This window comes from Mesorhizobium sp. WSM4816 (assembly GCF_055811535.1).
In genome coordinates, this window is the sequence record NZ_JBVVQR010000027.1 from 58,603 (window position 1) to 76,485 (window position 17,883).

19 protein-coding genes and 1 pseudogene are annotated in these 17,883 nt (G+C 63.5%); 11 read left to right on the forward strand and 9 right to left on the reverse strand.

All coding sequences use genetic code 11. The annotated features are described in order from the left end of the window. Positions 1-207 precede the first annotated feature (207 nt). Positions 208-2,199: a DNA primase gene (dnaG, locus tag AC0L3H_RS24030; RefSeq protein WP_473587115.1), complete on the reverse strand. Its 1,992-nt coding sequence runs from the start codon at positions 2,197-2,199 to the stop codon at positions 208-210. Between the two features lie 155 nt (positions 2,200-2,354). Then, positions 2,355-2,720, reverse strand: a complete 366-nt coding sequence (locus tag AC0L3H_RS24035) for an RcnB family protein (protein ID WP_023799752.1) — start codon at positions 2,718-2,720, stop codon at positions 2,355-2,357. Positions 2,721-3,106: 386 nt separating this feature from the next. On the opposite strand from AC0L3H_RS24035, the gene AC0L3H_RS24040 reads away from it, so the two are divergent. From AC0L3H_RS24040 to AC0L3H_RS24050, 3 genes are all read left to right on the forward strand, one after another. Beyond that, a complete protein-coding gene (locus AC0L3H_RS24040; RefSeq protein ID WP_473587116.1) occupies positions 3,107-4,771 on the forward strand; it encodes a Na/Pi cotransporter family protein in 1,665 nt (554 codons plus the stop codon). A gap of 209 nt (positions 4,772-4,980) precedes the next feature. Beyond that, the gene (locus tag AC0L3H_RS24045) at positions 4,981-5,193 is read left to right on the forward strand and encodes a DUF2061 domain-containing protein (RefSeq protein WP_091595045.1); all 213 of its coding nucleotides are present in this window, start codon (positions 4,981-4,983) and stop codon (positions 5,191-5,193) included. Between the two features lie 126 nt (positions 5,194-5,319). Beyond that, on the forward strand, positions 5,320-6,501 hold the full coding sequence (locus AC0L3H_RS24050) for an MFS transporter (protein ID WP_473587117.1): 1,182 nt from the start codon (positions 5,320-5,322) through the stop codon (positions 6,499-6,501). A 10-nt stretch (positions 6,502-6,511) separates the two neighbouring features. On the opposite strand, the gene AC0L3H_RS24055 is transcribed toward AC0L3H_RS24050, so the two are convergent. Beyond that, positions 6,512-7,069 (reverse strand): GNAT family N-acetyltransferase, encoded by a 558-nt coding sequence (locus AC0L3H_RS24055; protein WP_287176070.1) that lies wholly within the window; start codon positions 7,067-7,069, stop codon positions 6,512-6,514. Between the two features lie 109 nt (positions 7,070-7,178). On the opposite strand from AC0L3H_RS24055, the gene AC0L3H_RS24060 reads away from it, so the two are divergent. Both AC0L3H_RS24060 and AC0L3H_RS24065 read left to right on the forward strand, forming a co-directional pair. Further along, positions 7,179-7,682, forward strand: coding sequence for a DUF1801 domain-containing protein (locus tag AC0L3H_RS24060; RefSeq protein ID WP_473587118.1), 504 nt, complete (start codon positions 7,179-7,181; stop codon positions 7,680-7,682). 312 nt (positions 7,683-7,994) lie between these two features. Beyond that, positions 7,995-8,459, forward strand: coding sequence for a DUF1801 domain-containing protein (locus AC0L3H_RS24065; RefSeq protein ID WP_473511461.1), 465 nt, complete (start codon positions 7,995-7,997; stop codon positions 8,457-8,459). 82 nt (positions 8,460-8,541) lie between these two features. On the opposite strand, the gene AC0L3H_RS24070 is transcribed toward AC0L3H_RS24065, so the two are convergent. Then, positions 8,542-8,991, reverse strand: a complete 450-nt coding sequence (locus AC0L3H_RS24070) for a GatB/YqeY domain-containing protein (protein WP_473587119.1) — start codon at positions 8,989-8,991, stop codon at positions 8,542-8,544. Positions 8,992-9,252: 261 nt separating this feature from the next. Here AC0L3H_RS24070 and carA point away from each other — a divergent pair, with 261 nt between their 5' ends. The 3 genes from carA (at position 9,253) to AC0L3H_RS24085 (ending at position 11,188) form a co-directional block, all read left to right on the forward strand. Next, positions 9,253-10,467, forward strand: a complete 1,215-nt coding sequence (carA, locus tag AC0L3H_RS24075; protein ID WP_473587120.1) for a glutamine-hydrolyzing carbamoyl-phosphate synthase small subunit — start codon at positions 9,253-9,255, stop codon at positions 10,465-10,467. A gap of 71 nt (positions 10,468-10,538) precedes the next feature. Then, positions 10,539-10,787, forward strand: a complete 249-nt coding sequence (locus AC0L3H_RS24080) for a type II toxin-antitoxin system RelE family toxin (RefSeq protein WP_027151153.1) — start codon at positions 10,539-10,541, stop codon at positions 10,785-10,787. 17 nt (positions 10,788-10,804) lie between these two features. Further along, the gene (locus AC0L3H_RS24085) at positions 10,805-11,188 is read left to right on the forward strand and encodes a helix-turn-helix domain-containing protein (RefSeq protein ID WP_473511280.1); all 384 of its coding nucleotides are present in this window, start codon (positions 10,805-10,807) and stop codon (positions 11,186-11,188) included. A 136-nt stretch (positions 11,189-11,324) separates the two neighbouring features. Here the strand turns inward: AC0L3H_RS24085 and AC0L3H_RS24090 are convergent, their stop codons facing one another. The 4 genes and pseudogenes from AC0L3H_RS24090 to AC0L3H_RS24105 all read right to left on the reverse strand — a co-directional run. Next, positions 11,325-12,575 (reverse strand): TCR/Tet family MFS transporter, encoded by a 1,251-nt coding sequence (locus AC0L3H_RS24090; RefSeq protein ID WP_473494827.1) that lies wholly within the window; start codon positions 12,573-12,575, stop codon positions 11,325-11,327. 181 nt (positions 12,576-12,756) lie between these two features. Beyond that, the gene (gene ypfJ, locus AC0L3H_RS24095) at positions 12,757-13,689 is read right to left on the reverse strand and encodes a KPN_02809 family neutral zinc metallopeptidase (RefSeq protein WP_473511277.1); all 933 of its coding nucleotides are present in this window, start codon (positions 13,687-13,689) and stop codon (positions 12,757-12,759) included. A gap of 203 nt (positions 13,690-13,892) precedes the next feature. After that, entirely contained in the window at positions 13,893-14,081 is a 189-nt protein-coding gene (locus tag AC0L3H_RS24100; protein WP_023799765.1) for a hypothetical protein, read from the reverse strand. An 81-nt stretch (positions 14,082-14,162) separates the two neighbouring features. Then, positions 14,163-14,270 (reverse strand): annotated as a pseudogene (locus AC0L3H_RS24105) (manganese-binding transcriptional regulator MntR); the annotation flags it as partial. A 78-nt stretch (positions 14,271-14,348) separates the two neighbouring features. On the opposite strand from AC0L3H_RS24105, the gene AC0L3H_RS24110 reads away from it, so the two are divergent. Both AC0L3H_RS24110 and AC0L3H_RS24115 read left to right on the forward strand, forming a co-directional pair. Further along, complete coding sequence (locus tag AC0L3H_RS24110; RefSeq protein WP_473511275.1) at positions 14,349-15,140, forward strand: protein-L-isoaspartate O-methyltransferase family protein; 792 nt, start codon at positions 14,349-14,351, stop codon at positions 15,138-15,140. A 155-nt stretch (positions 15,141-15,295) separates the two neighbouring features. Next, the gene (locus AC0L3H_RS24115; RefSeq protein ID WP_473511273.1) at positions 15,296-15,949 is read left to right on the forward strand and encodes a dihydrofolate reductase family protein; all 654 of its coding nucleotides are present in this window, start codon (positions 15,296-15,298) and stop codon (positions 15,947-15,949) included. 111 nt (positions 15,950-16,060) lie between these two features. On the opposite strand, the gene AC0L3H_RS24120 is transcribed toward AC0L3H_RS24115, so the two are convergent. Further along, the gene (locus tag AC0L3H_RS24120) at positions 16,061-17,239 is read right to left on the reverse strand and encodes an MFS transporter (protein WP_473511271.1); all 1,179 of its coding nucleotides are present in this window, start codon (positions 17,237-17,239) and stop codon (positions 16,061-16,063) included. A gap of 191 nt (positions 17,240-17,430) precedes the next feature. Here AC0L3H_RS24120 and AC0L3H_RS24125 point away from each other — a divergent pair, with 191 nt between their 5' ends. Continuing rightward, positions 17,431-17,787, forward strand: a complete 357-nt coding sequence (locus AC0L3H_RS24125) for an ArsR/SmtB family transcription factor (RefSeq protein ID WP_027151146.1) — start codon at positions 17,431-17,433, stop codon at positions 17,785-17,787. Positions 17,788-17,883: the final 96 nt, after the last annotated feature.

Genomic DNA, 17,883 nt, shown 5'->3' on the forward strand with positions numbered 1-17,883 from the left:
TGACCGGTACCTCACATCGCTGCATTTCCGTCGACGCCGGCGCGGGTTAACGTTTCGAATCGTCCTGATTCCGTCATTCTGCCAGAAGGTCAAGCGCCTCTCGCATGATTCGCATGAAAAAAGCGAATCAATTACCCGACTTAAAGCGCCGCGGCTGATTCGGCGCACAAGCACGGTCTGCACTTTCACTCTTTCGTAAGCTTCGACCTACACCCGCCCGGCCCGGCCCGAAGACACGCCGAACCCTTCGATCAGCGCTTCCGTTGCCTGCACATCACGAAATTGCGCCTGGATCTCGACGAGATGCCGGTAATTTTCGTCCGTGGGATCGCTGGCGAGCGCCACTTCTGCCTGTTTCAGCTCCTTATGTAATGTGCGCGCGCTGCGCTGCAAGTGGAGCGCCTGGCTGAAGGCGTCGCGGGCATCGTCAAGTCCGGCTGTTTCCAGCGCCGGCCATTGCCGCGCCCGTTTGATCAGCGCCACCACGCGCGCCCAGATCTCGCCGCAGCCGGCACGTTCGATCGTCGCGATCACCGCGTTGCGGTCGTTGGCCATGTCATGCGCCATCGCATCGAGGATCGCCGCGTGCAATCGCTTCAGATCGGTGTTGGCGAGGTCGAGGAACTCGACATGCGCGAAATTCTCGTCGATCAGCGCCGGATGATTGACAAGAGCTGCGATGATCGTCGCCTCGCGCACCGACATCCCCTCGCTGCCGCGCTTGACCAGCGCCGAGCGGCCAAGGCTTTCGGTGATCGCGGTGCGTCCACCGGCATTGCCGCCGCGTGCGAACTGCCCGCCAGCAGCTGAGCCCTTGCCCTGAAAGCGCCCGCCGGACCGCCCATCTTGGCGCCCCCCTTGATAGGTTTGGCGCGCGCCGCGCTGGGCGCCGAAAAAGCTTAGCACTCGCTCGCGCATTTCCTGTTGGTAGTGATAGCGCAAGCTCTCGTCGCGGATGCGGCTGGTCAGTTCGCGCAGCTTTTTTTCCAGTTCCGCCCGTCGTTCCGGCGTGTCGAAGATGCCGCCGGCCGTTTCGCGCATCCACAAAAGGTCGGCGAGCGGCCGCGCCTCGGAAAGCACGGCGCCAAACGCGTCCGGCCCTTCGGCCTTGACCAGATCGTCGGGGTCCTTGCCTTCGGGCAGAAGCGCAAAACGCACCGAGCGGCCTGCCTGGACCGCCGGCAGCGCCATGTCGGCGGCGCGCCATGCCGCCTTCAGTCCGGCCTGGTCGCCATCGAAGCACAGCACCGGCTCGCCGGCCATCCGCCACAGCAGTTCAAGCTGGTTTTCGGTCAGCGCGGTGCCGAGCGGCGCCACGACATTTTCGAAACCGGCCTGCGCCAGCGCGATCACGTCCATATAGCCCTCGACGGCAATCACCGTGCCGCCCTTGGCCAGCGCCCCCTTTCCCAGCGCCCCCTTTCCCAGCGCTTGGCGCGCTCGCGCGAAATTATAGAGCACGTTGCCCTTGTGGAAGAGCTCGGTGTCGGGCGAATTCATGTATTTGGCGAGCGCATCGGCTGCCAGCGCCCGCCCGCCAAAGGCGATTATCTTGCCTCTGGAGTCCGGGATCGGGAACATGATGCGGTCGCGGAACCAATCGTAGGAAACCGGAACGTCGTCGCCATGGCGCACCAGCCCGCATGCCTCGATATCGGCCTTGGGCACGCCCTTGGCGGCAAGATGCTCCTTCAGCGCATTGCGACTGTCGGGCGCATAGCCGAGCCGGAACGACTGCTGCGTCGCCGGCGTCAGCCCGCGGTCGCGCAGATAGGCGCGGGCTTTTGCGCCTTCCGGTCCCTGCAGCCGCTCCTGGAAGAAGGCGGTCGCCATTTCCATGACTTCGGTCAGGCTGGCGCGTTCCTTTTCGCGGCGTTCCTCCTGGGCATCGCGCAACGGCATCGGCACCCCGGCCATGTCGGCGATCTTCTCGACCGCTTCGGGAAAGCTCATTCCGTCGAGTTCGGTGAGGAATTTGAAGTGGTCGCCCGAAACCGAGCAGCCGAAGCAATGATAGCGTCCCTTCTTGTCCTCGCAGTGAAAGGACGGGCTCTTCTCGCCATGGAAGGGACAGCACGCCCAATAATCGCCGCGCGGCGCGTTGGTCTTCTTCCTGTCCCACGCCACGCGCTGGCCGATCACCGAGGAAATCGGCACGCGGTCGCGTATCTCGTCGAGGAAGGCAGGTGGAAAGCGCATCGGGAACGGCTCGTTTGCCTCCATATAATCACGCCGGCGAAACCCGACGACTCCTAATGCGAACCATACCCGGTTTTCACAGGGCAAAAAGAAGGCGGCCGTTGCAAGCCGCCTTCCTTCCTATCCGGCATTGCGCCGGTCGACGTTTTTGACGGTCAGTGCGCGGCTATCGCGCCGAAGATGATGCCGGAGACGACGCTGACCAAGAGATAGTCGTTGCCGACGCGGATCCATTCCTGGCCACGGCCCGGACGACGCAGGCCATAGTGGCGATAGTCGCGGACCGGCTGGTGGCGCCTCCAGCTCGAATATCTCTGGCCGTTGCGCCAATGATTCCTCTTGACGACGACTTTCTTCTTCACCACGACGCGCGTCTTGACGTGCCTGTCCGGCTTCTTCCAGTCGACCTGGCTGTAGGTCGACTGCGGTGCATTCGGCGCATTCAGCGGCGCTGCCTGGCCCTGCAGGGACGTCGCAGCCAGCATCGATACGGCGACTGCGGAAAGAATGATACGTTTCATGACGGGGTACTCCTTGGTTGTCGATGCCCAAGCAATAGAGCCCGAAAAATGAACCGAAACTGAACACATGGATTACATTTTAGTAATGATTTCAAATATTTATAATAGCTAATTCAACACTCAGCTCAAACCTGATCTGAAGCGGTCGCCGGCACTTGAACGCGCGACCATCAAGAAGCCGGCCGGCGATGCAACCATTTTGCGATCCATCCATTTCCGACACGCCCTGTCGCGCAACAGCCGGCCGAATTGGGCAAAATTTGTTATCCGGCTAAAAGTAATCGGAGTAGTATCGACCTTTGCAATGTCCTTGATTCGCCCCCTCTTTTGCGCCTTTGGCATCACGGCTCCCATATTGCTGGTGGCTGTCGGAATGCGAGCCTGACATGAGCGGTTCAGTCGTTTTGCTGCATCTTGCCGGCGCGGTGGCGCTGATGCTGTTTGCCACCCGCTTGGTGAAGACAGGTGTCGAGCGCGCCTATGGCGATGTGCTGCGCCACAAGCTGCGCGCCACCATGCGCAATCCTTTCATGGCGGTTCTGGCCGGCTGCGGCCTGGCGATCGCCCTGCAAAGCTCCACCGCCGTCACCTTGCTGGTCGGCTCCTTCGCCGGCGCCGGCATCGTCAGCGGCATATCGGGCCAGCTTGCCGTGCGCGGCGCCGAGATCGGCTCGGCGCTGGTGGTCAAGCTGCTCACCTTCGACCTGTCACTGCTGGTGCCGGTCTGTCTTGTCGCCGGCACTGTCATGTTCATGGCCACCGAGCGGCGCGACTGGCGCCAGTTCGGCCGCATCCTGGTCGGCATCGGCCTGCTGGTGTTGTCGCTGGAAATGATCGGCCAGGCCTCGGAGCCGCTGCGCCAGAGCACGCTGATGCCGGTCGTCGTCGACTACTTCTCCAGCGATCCGGTCACCGCCTATCTGCTGGCGGCGCTGGTCACCTGGCTGTTCCATTCCTCGATCGCAGCGGTCCTTTTGATGGTGACGCTCGCCGGCCGCGGCTTCATCCCGCCCGAACTCGGCATCATGCTGGTGCTCGGCGTCAATCTGGGTTCGTCGATCATCGCGCCGCTGCTCACCCGCAATGCGGAGCCGGGCGTGCGTGTCGTACCGATCGGCAATCTCCTGATGCGCGGCATGGGCTCGCTGGCCATGCTGATCCTGTTCCTGTGGTTGAAACCGTCGGTCGCCTTTCTCGGCGCCACCGTGCCCGACCAGATCGTCAACGCCCATATCCTCTTCAACATCCTGATCCTGGTTGCCGGCCTGCCATTGGCCGGCCTCGTCTACCGCGTTTCGGAAAAGATCGTGGCGCTCGGCACCAAAGCGGCGCCGGCAGAAGCGCTCGACGTCGTCGAGTTGTCCGCGCTCAACGACAGCGCCCTCGATGTGCCGAGCCAGGCGCTGGCCAACGCCACCCGTGAGGTGGTGCGGGTCTGCGAGACGGTCGAGATCATGCTGAAGCGCATCATCGAGCTCTATGAAAGCGCCGACGCCGACAAGATCAAGGCGCTGGCCGCGCTCGACGACCGCGTCGACAAGAAACATGCGTCGATAAAGCTCTATCTGGCCAAGGTCACCAGGAACCCGCTGAGCGAGGACGAGGCGCTGCGTTGCCAAGAGTTGATCGGCGCCTGCGTCAAGCTCGAACAGGTCGGCGACATCATCGTGCGCAACATGCTGGTGCATGTCAGGAAGAAGCTCGAGCGCGGGCTGGAGTTCACGCCCGAGGGTTGGCGCGAGCTTAGCGCCTTCCACGCCTCGGTGCTCGCCAACGCGCGGCTTGCCTTCAACGTGCTGGTTTCGCGCGATCCGGAGACCGCCCGCCAGCTGGTGCTGGAAAAGGATCGGCTGCGCGACCGCGAGAAGGAGACCAGCGCCAGCCATTTCGTGCGGCTGCGCGACGGCACCGCCAAGAGCGTCGAGACCAGTTCCATCCATCTCGACACTATCCGCGACCTGAAGCAGATCAATTCGCTGCTTGCCTCGATAGCCTACCCCGTGCTCGAGGAACGCGGCCTGCTCACCGGCTCGCGGCTGAAGGCCGGATAGATTGGGCCCAGCGCGGGAATTGCCTGCAGCCGGCGCGCGAAAATTAGTTTTTGCTAACCCTCCCGTCTGTCGGCTAGAGCATTTTTCAGCCAACCGTCTTCGCTTGGCGTCCGACAACACGCGTCAAGCAAAGACCTGGAGCGCGGCTTTGGTTCCACCAGAATGCAAGGCGCTCTAAGGATCGGTCAAATCCGCCGGGAGGAAAGTCGATGGATACCCATTCGCGCAGTTTCGCCAAGGCGCTTTCCTGGCGCGTTACCGGCACGGTCGACACGATAATCATTTCGCTCATCGTGACAGGCAGCATCAAGCTCGCTGCGGCCATCGGCGTGACCGAGGTCATCACAAAATCGCTGCTCTACTATTTTCACGAGCGGGCGTGGTTGAAAATCCCCTACGGAAGGAAGACGACGGCCGTCTAGTCTTGTGCGGCCGGAGCCTGGCTGAACTGATGAAGAAAACCTAAAGCGGCGTCGAGAATTTCTGGATTGCCCGCCGCTCTCGTTCGTGGTTTGAGCCATCTCATTCAAGGATCGCCTTCCCGCGCCATGCTTCCCCTCATAGCCCTGTTCATCGCTGCGTTCGCATTCGGCACCACCGAGTTCGTCATCGCCGGCGTGCTGCCGCAGGTGGCGGACGGCCTTGGAGTCTCCATCCCGACGGCCGGCTATCTCGTCTCCGGCTACGCCGGCGGCATCGCGATCGGCGGACCGCTGTTGACGCTCGCTACCAAGACAATCTCCCGCAAAGCGTTGCTGCTTGGCCTTGCCGCAGCCTTCGCCATCGGCCAGGCCGCCTGCGCCCTTGCGCCCGACTTCGCCTCCATGTTGCTGTTGCGGATTGCAGTGGCCGTGGCGCACGGCGCCTATTTCGGCGTCGCGATGGTGGTTGCGGTCAGCCTGGTCCGCCAGGATCAGCGTGGAATGGCCGTGGCGCTCATCCTGTCGGGCCTCACGGTCTCCAATGTCATCGGCGTGCCGGCCGGCACGGCGATCGGCAATATTTGGGGGTGGCGCGCGACGTTCTGGGTGATGTGCGCGCTTGGTGTGGTTTCCATCGCCGCCATGGCCGCCCTCCTGCCGCGCCGGACGGGATCGTCGCGCCGGCCCGTCAGTTTCGGCAGCGAGGTCCGCGTGCTCGCACGCCAGCAGGTTTGGACGTCGCTAATCCTCATGCTGATGCTGATGATCGGCCAGTTCGGCCTGTTCACCTACATCACGCCGACGCTGCTTGAAGTCACCGGCCTCGGCGAGGGCCTGGTGCCCTGGGTGCTGCTGCTCAACGGTGTCGGCGCGACGATCGGCGTCTTTCTTGGCGGGCGGCTCGCCGACTGGAAACTGATGCCGTCGCTCATCACCATGCTTTTCATGCAGGCGGTGACACTTGCCGTCATTTACGCCGCCAGCCCGTACCCGGTGCCGATGGTCGTTGCGATCACTATCTGGGGTGGTCTCAGCTTTGCCATCGGCACCCCGATCCAGACCCGTATCCTGACCTGGACGGCGGACGCCTCCAATCTCGCCTCATCGCTTATCCCGGCCGGCTTCAATGTCGGCATCGCGCTGGCCGCCTCGCTCGGCGCCGCCATGCTCAATGCCGGTTATGGCTATCGCAGCCTGCCGGTGGTTGGCGCCATGGCCATGCTGGTCGCCGTGGCGGTAGCGCTCGCCTCACATATCTGGGAGTGGCGCCGAAACACGATGCCGCCGCTGCCGGCCGCTGCCGAATAGTCGGCAGGCGCTACAGGTCGATGCGATAGCGCAGGCTTTCGGCGCCGCCATAGGCAGCGTCCTCGAAGAATCGCCCGACGAGCCGTCCGCCATTGGCCAGGACCACCTTCTGCGAGGCGAGATTACCCGGCTTGGCGGTGATCTCGACGAAGGGCAGGCCGAGCGCCCTCGCCTCGCCGAGCATCAGCCTCACTGCCTCTGTCGCATGGCCGCGCCGCCGCTTCCATGGCACTACGGCATAGCCAATGTGGCCGAGCACATGTGGCGGCAGCTCGGCGGTGCCGCGCTGCCAGCGAAGGCCGATCGAGCCGGCGACTTCGCCGTCCCAGATCCAGCGCCGGAATCCCGGCAGGCGCGGCACGTTCGTCCCATCAGGCAAGGTGATCGGACCACCCTTGGCATCGGGGTCGTCGAGATCGGCGAGGAAGGCCGTTGGATTCTTTTCGATGGCCGCAAGCTGCTCGCGCGTCGCCTCCATCAGCCGCACATTGTCCGGCGACCAGCCGCGCTCAAGGGCGGCCTTATACGACGGCAGATGTTCAAGCGCCGGTTTGACGAGTTCAACCATGACGTACGATCGCTCCGCTGCCGCCCTCTGATTCTGAAGTTGATCTTCAGGGGCGGCTTTCTAAAATCAAATGTCTTCGATTGGGTCCACCTACTTTGGAGTGAACACAATGGCTGACCACAGGTCCGAGAAATCGGCGAAGGCCGCCGCCGTGCGGGTCGCGGCAACCAAACCGCGCAAGGCGACGCCGAAGCCGCAGTCCGGCAAGGAAGCGAAGCCGGCACTGCTCGCAGGCGGCAACCCCCAGATCGCGAAAGCCGAAGGTGACGCACCCGTGCAGGCCTACATTGCGGCCATGCCGGGCTGGAAAAGCGATGTCGGACGCCGCCTCGACGCAATCATCGCGCGCACCGTCCCCGGCGTGCACAAGGCCGTCAAATGGAACTCGCCGTTTTACGGCATCGAGGGCCAGGGCTGGTTCCTGTCGTTCCATGTCTTCACCCGCTACGTCAAAGTGACCTTCTTCCGGGGCAGGTCACTGCGTCCTGTCCCTCTCGGCGAGTCCAAGCATAAGGACGTGCGCTACCTCGACATTTATGAGGACCAGCTCGACGAAGCTCAATTTGCCGCCTGGGTGAAGCAAGCCAGCCAATTGCCCGGCGAGCGAATGTGAGATGCATCGCGAATTAGCCAAGGGCGTCTGCCATCGGGACGGTGCAACATCGCCGTGACCCCTCATGGTTCGGCCCCGGCTCGCGAGCATCTCTGCGAGCCCATGTCGCCGAAAGGTCGCTGGCGCTGGTGGCGGCGCCGACAAATGTTCAACAAGCGCCGCCAAATCGTAGCTCCATTTTCGTGTGATCCTCGTTGCAAATCGGGTCCGGAGGGACGAAGGTTCCTCCGCGACGTTGAGAGTTTGTCGCCCGGCATTGGCACAAAGCCCAGACGCCAGACGCCGACTTGCACAAAGCCACTGGGACCAATCATGACCAAAGCGACAACAGCCATGAAGAAGGGCGGCTCGACGGAGGGAGCAGGAGGAGACACTCCCTCTCAGTTGATAGATGCGAGAATCAACGAGCTGAGCGATTGGCGGGGCGAGATGCTCGCTCGGATCCGAACTCTCATCAAGCAGGTCGATCCCGAAGTGGTCGAGGCGTGGAAGTGGAGAGGGGTTCCGGTGTGGGAACACGCCGGAATTATCTGCACCGGTGAGACCTACAAGAATGTCGTGAAAATGACCTTCGCCAAGGGCGCCTCGCTGGAGGACCCTTCTGGCCTCTTCAACTCCAGCCTCGAAGGCAACACCAGGCGCGCCATCGACATCCATGAGGGCGACACGATCGATGACGAGGCGCTGAAGGCGCTCATTCGCGCCGCCGTGGCACTGAACCTGTCGGTGCGAGCTGCCGCCCGCCCCGCCCGCTCTCAGAAACCGAAGAGCGCCTGAGAATCAATCATATGCGGCCCAGGGCTGGCGCCTCGCTGTCGCCTCCTCCAATGCCTTACGAGCTCGCTGCAGCGGCAAAATCCTACTGCAGCAGTCCCTTGACGATGCCGCTCGCCTTGGAGAAATCCATCTGGCCGGCGTATTTCTCCTTGAGCACGGCCATAACCTTGCCCATGTCCTTGACGCTGCTGGCGCCGGTCTCGGCGATGGCGGCGCGGATCGCCGTTTCGGTCTCTGCCTGGCCCAGTTGCGTCGGCAGGAAATCGCGGATGATGGCCATCTCGTCGCGCTCCTGCGCGGCAAGCTCCGGCCGCTTGCCGTCGTCGAAAGCCTTGGCCGACTCTTCGCGCTGCTTCACCATCTTGGCCAGGATCTGCAGGGTCTCGTCGTCGCTGGCCGGCTCCTTGCCGGCGCCGCGATTGGCGATGTCGCGGTCGTGAATGGCCGCCTGGATCAGCCGCAATGTCGGCAGCCGACGCTTGTCCTGCGCCTTCATCGCGCTCTTCAGGGATTCGGCGATTTTGCCGCGCATGATGCTTTCTCCTTCGAATGCGACGGACAATAGCCGTGCCGAATGCCCAAGGCAAATTCGACGCCACCCGGCAAACCGCTGATATTGCTCGACGAAATAAATCGCGGCTGCGGGCGTCGCATCATTGACCGCTCTGGCGCCTTCCCCTATGTACTGGGCCTTGCATGAACTGAATTTTTAGTTGGGCGCCGAGGCTGTGAAATCGCTGCTTCGCGCCTTTCGTTGCGCCGATTGAAGGGCGCAGCCTTTAGGAGTGCCGCCATGGCAACGATGACCGCCGCGTCGACCCCCACTTGGGCCACCGAGAAGCCGACCGCCTTGCTGGTGCTGGCCGACGGCACCGTCATCGAGGGCCGCGCCCTTGGCGCCACCGGCTCCGCCGTCGCCGAAGTCTGCTTCAACACCGCGCTGACAGGCTATCAGGAAATCCTCACCGACCCGTCCTATGCCGGCCAGATCGTCACCTTCACCTTTCCGCATATCGGCAATATCGGCACCAATGACGAGGACATCGAGGATCTCAACCCGGTTGCCCGCGCCGGCGCAGTCGGCGCCGTGTTCAAGGCCGACGTCACCAATCCGTCCAGCTATCGCGCCGCTTCTGGTCTCGACCAATGGCTTAAGAAACGCGGCATCGTTGCGCTTTCGGGCATCGACACCCGCGCGCTGACCGCGCTGATCCGCGAAAAGGGCATGCCCAACGCCGTCATCGCGCACGCGCCCGACGGCATCTTCGACATCGAGGAGCTGAAGCGCCGCGCCGCTGCCTGGTCCGGCCTGATCGGGCTTGACCTGGCCAAGGACGTCACTTCCGGCCAGTCCTCGGTCTGGCGCGAGACGCCGTGGGTCTGGGACGAGGGCTTTGGCGAACAGACCGATCCGTCCATGCATGTCGTCGCCATCGACTACGGCGTAAAACGCAACATATTGCGCCTGCTTGCCGGCCTGGGCGCCAAAGTCACCGTGGTGCCGGCCAACACCGGCGCCGAGGATATCCTCGCCATGCGGCCCGACGGCATCTTTCTCTCCAACGGTCCCGGCGACCCGGAAGCCACCGGCGACTATGCCGTTCCGGTCATCCGGGACTTGCTGAAGACCGACATCCCGGTCTTCGGCATCTGCCTCGGCCACCAGATGCTGGCGCTGGCGCTTGGCGGCAGGACCGCCAAAATGCATCAAGGCCATCACGGCGCCAATCATCCGGTCAAGGATCACACCACCGGCAAGGTTGAGATCGTCTCGATGAACCACGGCTTTGCCGTCGATGCCGGCTCGTTGCCCACGGGCGTCGAAGAAACCCATGTCTCGCTGTTCGACGGCTCGAACTGCGGCATCACCCTGACCGGCAGGCCGGTGTTTTCGGTCCAGCACCATCCCGAAGCCTCGCCGGGCCCGCAGGACTCGCATTATCTGTTCCGCCGCTTCGTCAATCTCATCCGCGAAAAGCGCGGCGAGCCGGCGCTGGCAGAGCGCTGACTATCTGTACGCGAGAAGTCTCGGCAATAATATCGCTTAACTTTCGGCGATAAATCTGCGATATCATCACCGTGAAGACGATTATCCTCTCGGTATCGGCGGCTCGCGATCTCGACAACCTGCCGACAGATGTCCGCGAGCAGGTCTCCGAAGGCCTGATCTCCTATGCCGTCAGCGGGCGGGGAGATATCAAGCGCCTTGCCGGCAGGGACGGCTACAGACTGCGGATCGGTCGCTACCGGATCATATTCGATGAAGACCGCACGACGATCCTCGCGATCTACATCGGCAAACGAGAAACGACAACCTACCGTCGGTGATAGCAGGACAGGACACCATGAACGCCCCCCAAATCATAACGACGCCAACTGGCGAAGAACTTGTCGTTATCCCAAAAGCGGACTACGAGGCTCTGTTGCACGCGGCCGAAGAGGCTCTTGAAGACGCTGCCGATGTGGCGATCTACGACGAGCGAAAGGCTGATCTCAAAACGGAAACCCCCCTGCCTGCGGACGTGACCATGGAAATTTTGCGGGGCTCCAGCCGGCTCAAGGCGCTGCGCAACTGGCGGCGGCTGACGCAGGCCGAATTGGCGACCACGATCGGTGTCAGCCAGGGTTTCCTGTCGGATCTTGAGTCCAATCGCCGTAAGCCATCGGCGCAGACCCGGGCGCTGCTGGCGAAGGCACTGGATATTCCGGGGCAATGGATTGAACCCTAGGGCATGCCCCAATGCGTGGCGCGCAAAAGCATGCCCTCGGGCCTGACCGAGAGTACGCAGCGGTTTTGCGATAACGAGATGCATCAAAACCAGAACTTAAAGGGCGTCGCATGAGTCCGTTCAAACGCGACACGCTTTAGGCCACCGTCGCCGTCGCGACGTCTTTCACCGCGGCCGGTCTTTCGACCCTGAGCACGAATGCGATCAGCGACAGGGCGAGAAAGATGCCGCCGAGCACAAAGGGCGCGCCGCCGAACGTCACCGGCGCGCTCGGCCCGGTGAACCAGGCGAAGATTCCCGTATAAAGCAGCGGCGTTATGATGCTGGTGATCGAAAACACGCTCGTCATCGCACCTTGCAATTCGCCTTGCGCGGAGGGCGGCACCTTGGCCGCCGCCAGGCTCCGCAGCGGCGGATCGGCCAGCGCCTCGAGGCAGGTCGCCACGATCACCGCATAGATCATCCAGCCCTTCCACGCCGCGGCATAGCCGAAGGCGGCGAGCGCGGTAAAAGCAAGGCCGATGGCGGCGGTCCGCCATTCGCCGAGCCGTGGGATGACGCGTGGCAGGACAAAACCCATCACCAACGCCCCGCCAAGGCCGAAGACGCCGAGTGAGAAGCCGATCTGCTGTTCGCTCCAGCCGTAGCGGTAACTGCCGACGAACGACCACACGGCAGGGTACATCATGTGACCGAGCGTCATCAGGAAGAACACCAGGCCGATCCAGCCGATCCCCTTGTAATTGCGCATCTGCTTCAGGGCGCCGAGAGGATTGGCGCGGCGCCATTCGAAGCGGCGCCGGTGATGCTGCTCCAGCGTTTCCGGCAGGAAGAACCAGCCGACGATGAAGTTGATCAGAGCAAGCACCGCCGCGCCCCAGAACGGCACGCGCGGCCCGAATTCGCCGAGCAACCCGCCCAGCACCGGGCCGATGACGAAACCGACGCCGAAGGCGATGCCAAGCAGGCCGAAATTCTTCGCCCTGTTCTCGTCGGTGCTGACATCGGCGATGAAGGCGGAGGCGGTCGAATAGCTGGCGCCGCTGATGCCGGCCAGCACCCGGCCGATGAACAGGACCCAATACGACCAGGCCACCGCGCAGATCAGATTGTCGACGGCGAAGGTCAGCACCGAGGCCAGCAGGATCGGACGACGGCCGAAGCGGTCGCTGAGATTGCCGACCAGCGGCGCGAACAGGAACTGCATGGCCGCATAGACGAAGAACAGCCAGCCGCCTTCGATCGCCGCTTCGCTGACCCCGACGCCGGTCAGTTCCTGCAGATAGGCCGGCAGCACCGGCATGATGATGCCGATGCCGGTGATGTCGAGCAGCAGCGTGGTGAAAACAAGCGCAAGGCCCCGCCTGGCGGTTTTGGCTTCGATCATGACGGTATCGACTCCTGGAGCCGCCTCGCAGCGAAGGCGGAAGGGCCCTTTATAGGCGAGTCAGCCACACAGAACAATAAGGGAACAGGCCAGGAATTTTCATCCTGACATCAACTGTCGACATGAGCGCGGCTGCATCGCCGCCGCTTTCAACGCCCATTTCAACGAGAGCCCAAACATCTCAGATCGGGGTGTTGAACGTATCGCAGTCCGACAGCTTGCCGCTCTTGTAGCCGCGTGCCAGCCAGGTTTGACGCTGCTGCGAGGTGCCATGGTTGAAGCTTTCCGGCACGACATAGCCCTGCATCTTCTTCTGCATCGTGTCGTCGCCGATCTGCTGGGCGGCGTTCAGCGCCTCGTCCATGTCGCCCTGTTCCAGAATGCCTTTCTGCCCGGTGAAATGCGCCCAGACGCCGGCGAAGCAATCCGCCTGGAGCTCGACCTGCACCGACATTTGGTTGGCCTCGGCCTCGCCCATCTGCTGCCGCATCTGGTTGAACTTGGGCAGGATGCCGGTGAGGTTCTGGACATGGTGGCCGACCTCATGCGCGATCACATAGGCCTGGGCAAAATCGCCCGAAGCGCCGAATTGCTGGTCGAGTTGCTGGAAGAAGGTGGTGTCGAGATAGACCTTGCGGTCGCCGGGGCAGTAGAACGGGCCGGCCGCGGACGAGGCGAAGCCGCAAGCCGAACGGATTTGGCCGCTGAACAGGACCAGCTTGGGGTCCTCGTAGGTCAGGCCCTCGGCCTGGAAAATGCCGGTCCAGGTGTCCTCGGTCTCGGCCAGGACGGTCGAAACGAACTGCTTCATCTCGTCGGAGGCGGGCGCCCCGGTGCCACCGCCCTGTTCTCCGCTGGTGTCGGTGATCTGACCGCCGCCACCCGGCACCAAGCCGCCACCGGCCAGGATCTGAAGCGGGTCGATGCCGATGGCCTTCAGCCCGAAATAGAGGACCACGAGAATGATGATGGTCGACAGCGACATTCCGCCGCCGGAGCGGCCGCCGATCGGGATGCGGAGACGGCCGGGGCCGCCGCGCGGCAGGTTGAGCCCGCCGCCCTGGCCGCGTTGGTCCTCGACGTTGTCACTTTGACGACGACCTTTCCAGAGCATGGCAACTCCCCGCGATGCACGTACCGGTATCTTGCCGATCTCATGGCCCGATCCGACCCAACAAACAATTATCCCAATGGTTGCGCCAAGTCACAGTATTTTTCGCATCAAGGGGCCGCCGGCTCTGGGGTCAGTCCCTGCACGACACCCGCCGGTGAGAGCCCTGCCGGCGCTTTTTTTGGTCTTGGACTTGTCGGTCACGCTCAGATCTTCTGCTTGGTGCCCGCGCTCTTGCCGTCCGAGCTTTTCGAGCGCTCCTCGAAGCGGGCCCCGCCCTTCTTGAGCGGGCGTCCAGTATCCGCTTCGGTCTTGCGTTCGTCCTTCGCCGCAGCCTGCTTCAATCCCTTGGCCGCTTGCTTGCCCTTCGCTGTCGGTGCCTGTTCAACGCCCATCGTATCCTCCTCGGTCTCGCGCCAATTGCTGGCACGATCTCAAACGCCGCGGCAGCGCGGCGGTTCCGGCAGGACTGTCGGCCGCGTCAGCATCTTGGCCACCGTCGGCTGGGCGACGCCGAGCCGCGCCGCGATGTCGACCTGGCGGGCTTCGTTGCCGTTCTTGATCAGGTCGGCGACAAGCTGCACGACAATTCGGTCAATCGCGCTATCTTCTCACGCGACATGACCAGAATTGCCGAAGCCCGAAAATTCTACGCGCGACTGATGGCTGCCAATGCAGGTTCGGCCGATCCGCGTCTCGAGGAGGTGTTCGCCGCGGTGCCGCGCGAAGCTTTTCTCGGGCCCGGGCCGTGGACGGTCGTCGCCGGCAACGGCAAGGTAGAAACGCCGAGCGCCGATCCTGTTCACATCTATCAGAACGTGCTGGTGTCGCTCGACGCCGAAAAGGGCATCAACAATGGCGAGCCGTTCCTGCATGCCATGTGGATCGGCAAGGTGGCGCCAAAACCCGGCGAGGACGTCACTCATGTCGGCGCCGGCACCGGCTATTACACCGCTCTGCTGGCGAAACTGGTTTCGCCGGGCGGCGCAGTCACCGCCTTCGAACTGGATTCCGGTCTCGCCGACCGTGCAAGAAAGAATCTCGAAGCCTATGGCAATGTGACCGTCATCCATGGCGATGCGGTCGTCGGCGGCCTGCCACCGTCCGACATCATCTATGTCAATGCCGGCGTTGCGGCACCCCCAGCCGAATGGCTGAAGGCGCTGAAGCCCGGCGGCCGCATGGTCTTTCCGTGGCGTCCGGCCGAGCGCATTGGCCTCGCGGTGATGGTGACACGCACGGATAAGGGGTTTGCCTGCGACCCGTTCATGCGATCATGGTTTATCCCTTGCATCGGCGCCTCGGCGGCCTCGACGAAAATCCACCGTGACAAGGCGGCACGCAGCCGCAAGATCTGGCTGACGGCCGACAAGGCACCGGACCGCACCGCCACCGCCGTCATCGGCGATGTCTGGTTCTCGTCGCAAAGTGTTGGCGGCAGGCGGTCGCAATGACGTCGCCGCGTCGAGGCGTCCCGTGCTTGCCGCTCGACATGCGCCGGAGTCAGAAATTTTCCGGCCCTGTCGGACAGGCGTCCGCTCGCACGTCCTTTGGCCGAAATCCGGCGGCAACGGCTCGGATGATTTCGGATGATTAAAGGGAGAATCCAATGAGGAAGATCACCACTGCGACATTCGTCAGCCTCGACGGCGTCATGCAGGCGCCCGGTGGGCCACAAGAAGACCCGGTCGGCGGCTTCGAATTCGGTGGCTGGACGTTCCATTACTGGGACGACGTCGGGAGCGCCTTTATTGGTGAGACCTTCGCAAAACCCTTCGCGCTGCTCCTCGGCCGCAAGACCTACGACATCTTCGCCGCGCATTGGCCGTACCAGAAAGACGATCCGATCGCCGACCGTTTCAACGCCGTCACCAAATATGTGGCCACCCACCGGCCCGACACGCTGTCGTGGCAAAACAGCCAGTCGCTTGGCGACGACGTCGTGGCTACCCTGCGCCAGCTCAAGCAGGAGGACGGGCCGGACCTGCTCATCCAGGGATCGAGCGAACTCGTCCAGACCTTGCTCGCCAACGACCTGATCGACGAGATCAGCCTGCTCACCTTCCCGCTGGTGCTGGGCAAGGGCAAGCGGCTGTTTGGCAGCGGCGCAATCCCGGCGGCTTTCAAGCTGAATCGCTCACAGGCATCGACCACCGGCGTCATCATAGCGAGCTATGAACGCGCCGGTGAGATCAAGACTGGATCGTTCGCCCAGCAACAGCCGTCCGAAGCCGAGATCGAGAGACGCCGGACCTGGAAATAGTCGCGGTTACAGGACCTGGGTTCCTTGCTCGGCCAGATGTGAGTGGGGAGAGGAGCCCAAATCCTGCCTGGCGGCGCGATCAGGACAGCGCCACGTTTCTGCGATCTTCCTTCACTCCGCCGGCATGGCCACCGCCCGGGCGGCCCGGTGGCCGGCCAGTATGACGCCAAGACCCAGGATCGGGAACACCGCTGCGACCAGGCCGAGATCAGCCGGCGCGCCATAGCGCAGCACCGCGCCGCCGACGACGGCGCCCAGCGCCACGCCGAGATAGAGCGCCGAAGCGTTGAGCGACAGCACGATGGGCGCTGCGTCGGGCGCCAGCCTGATGATGCGGCTGGCCTGCGCCGGTGGGAAGGCCCAGCCGACGATGCCCCACGGCACCATCATGGCCATCAGCGCCGGCCCGGCGATGCTGTGCGGCAGGAAGGCCGGAATGACCGAAAGCATCACCAGCATGACCGCACTCAGCGCCAGCGACCAGCTGACGGTGCGCGTCGCGCCGAAGCGGTCGGCGGCCTGCCCGCCGGCAATGTTGCCGATGACGGCGCCGACACCGAAGGCAAGCAGCATGCCGGGCAGCGCGACTGGGCTCAAGCCGCCACCTTCGATGGCTAGCGGCGCGACAAAGGCAAAGACCGTGAAGGCGCCGGTGAGCGCCAAAAGTGTAGTCAGCAGGATCGACGGCACGCCGGGGCGAAGCGTTGCGGCCAGCCGCTGCCTGAGCGGCAGCTTGGTGCCGACGATGCCGCGCGGCAGCCGGTACCACAGGATTGCGCCGGCCAGTGCGCCGAGCCCGGCGATGGCAAAGAACGTGCCGCGCCAGCCGGCAACCGTCGCGACAAGCGCGCCGAGCGGTGCGCCGACCGCCACCGCCACCGTAGTGCCGCCGACGACGACGGCAATGGCGCGGGCGCGGTGATGATCATCGACAAGCGCCACGGCCGTCCCCTGCGCCGTCGCCGCAAACAGGCCGGACGACAGCGCCATGACGATGCGCGCGATCAGCAGCAGTTCGAAGGAGGAACTGAGCGCCGCCGCCAGGTTGCCCAGCACGAAAAACACCAGCGTCCACAAGATGACGCGTCGCCGGTCCCATTCGCCGGTCAGCGTCGCCAAGATCGGCGCGCCGAGCGCATAGGCGAGCGCGAAGGCGGTGATCAGCGTCCCGGCGAGCGGGACCGAGATGCCGGCATCCCCCGCGATGTCAGGCAGCAGGCTGGAGATGACGAAGCCTTCGGTCGCGATCGTGAATGATCCGAGCGCAAGCCAGAAGAGGCGCTTGTCCATAGTGAAATCCTTAGTTCAAAAGTTATTGAACAATTGTACATAATGGCGCATGTTGTCAATGAGCCGCCCGAGAATAGCCGAACCCTGCTGACAGCCCCATGTCAGGACAAGGTAGCGGGAGGTGGAAACTGAGGGCATCCACCAGGAGGAGATGCGTTGAAATCGGCCCTGATTGCGCTTAGTTCTCCGGCATGACGCTGCCCCACCCCACCGCCGACCAGATCAGCCTGCCGAACGTGCTTGCCGTGCTCGGCGATCCCACCCGGCTGGCCATCGTGCGCTATCTCGCCAGCAAGGAGGGCGTGCCGCTGAATTGCAGCCAGTTCCTCGATCTCGGCTCAAAGACCAATCTCAGTTACCACCTGGCCAAATTGCGCGAGGCCGGCGTCACCCGCACCGAGGTCGTCGGCACCAGCCGGCTGATCACGCTGCGCCGCGACGATCTCAATGCCCGCTTTCCCGGGCTGCTCGATAGCGTCATTGCCGCAGCCGTCGACGACCCGGCACTGCCCGCGGTCGGCGCCTCCGAGATCGAAGTCCGCGCCTGAGGCCGTAACTCGCCCCCGTGTGAGGGCTTTGCACGGGGGCCGAAGTTTGGCGCAGATGGCGCATGGGGCGTTTTTTGAAACGCAATCAGGCGACAT

Excerpts from the sequence above, each read along its gene's own strand:
- dnaG (WP_473587115.1), bottom strand. The coding sequence starts at position 2,199 with ATGCGCTTTCCACCTGCCTTCCTCGACGAGATACGCGACCGCGTGCCG.
- AC0L3H_RS24035 (WP_023799752.1), bottom strand. The coding sequence starts at position 2,720 with ATGAAACGTATCATTCTTTCCGCAGTCGCCGTATCGATGCTGGCTGCG.
- AC0L3H_RS24040 (WP_473587116.1), top strand. The coding sequence starts at position 3,107 with ATGAGCGGTTCAGTCGTTTTGCTGCATCTTGCCGGCGCGGTGGCGCTG.
- AC0L3H_RS24045 (WP_091595045.1), top strand. The coding sequence starts at position 4,981 with ATGGATACCCATTCGCGCAGTTTCGCCAAGGCGCTTTCCTGGCGCGTT.
- AC0L3H_RS24050 (WP_473587117.1), top strand. The coding sequence starts at position 5,320 with ATGCTTCCCCTCATAGCCCTGTTCATCGCTGCGTTCGCATTCGGCACC.
- AC0L3H_RS24055 (WP_287176070.1), bottom strand. The coding sequence starts at position 7,069 with ATGGTTGAACTCGTCAAACCGGCGCTTGAACATCTGCCGTCGTATAAG.
- AC0L3H_RS24060 (WP_473587118.1), top strand. The coding sequence starts at position 7,179 with ATGGCTGACCACAGGTCCGAGAAATCGGCGAAGGCCGCCGCCGTGCGG.
- AC0L3H_RS24065 (WP_473511461.1), top strand. The coding sequence starts at position 7,995 with ATGACCAAAGCGACAACAGCCATGAAGAAGGGCGGCTCGACGGAGGGA.
- AC0L3H_RS24070 (WP_473587119.1), bottom strand. The coding sequence starts at position 8,991 with ATGCGCGGCAAAATCGCCGAATCCCTGAAGAGCGCGATGAAGGCGCAG.
- carA (WP_473587120.1), top strand. The coding sequence starts at position 9,253 with ATGGCAACGATGACCGCCGCGTCGACCCCCACTTGGGCCACCGAGAAG.
- AC0L3H_RS24085 (WP_473511280.1), top strand. The coding sequence starts at position 10,805 with ATGAACGCCCCCCAAATCATAACGACGCCAACTGGCGAAGAACTTGTC.
- AC0L3H_RS24090 (WP_473494827.1), bottom strand. The coding sequence starts at position 12,575 with ATGATCGAAGCCAAAACCGCCAGGCGGGGCCTTGCGCTTGTTTTCACC.
- ypfJ (WP_473511277.1), bottom strand. The coding sequence starts at position 13,689 with ATGCTCTGGAAAGGTCGTCGTCAAAGTGACAACGTCGAGGACCAACGC.
- AC0L3H_RS24100 (WP_023799765.1), bottom strand. The coding sequence starts at position 14,081 with ATGGGCGTTGAACAGGCACCGACAGCGAAGGGCAAGCAAGCGGCCAAG.
- AC0L3H_RS24110 (WP_473511275.1), top strand. The coding sequence starts at position 14,349 with ATGGCTGCCAATGCAGGTTCGGCCGATCCGCGTCTCGAGGAGGTGTTC.
- AC0L3H_RS24115 (WP_473511273.1), top strand. The coding sequence starts at position 15,296 with ATGAGGAAGATCACCACTGCGACATTCGTCAGCCTCGACGGCGTCATG.
- AC0L3H_RS24120 (WP_473511271.1), bottom strand. The coding sequence starts at position 17,239 with ATGGACAAGCGCCTCTTCTGGCTTGCGCTCGGATCATTCACGATCGCG.
- AC0L3H_RS24125 (WP_027151146.1), top strand. The coding sequence starts at position 17,431 with ATGACGCTGCCCCACCCCACCGCCGACCAGATCAGCCTGCCGAACGTG.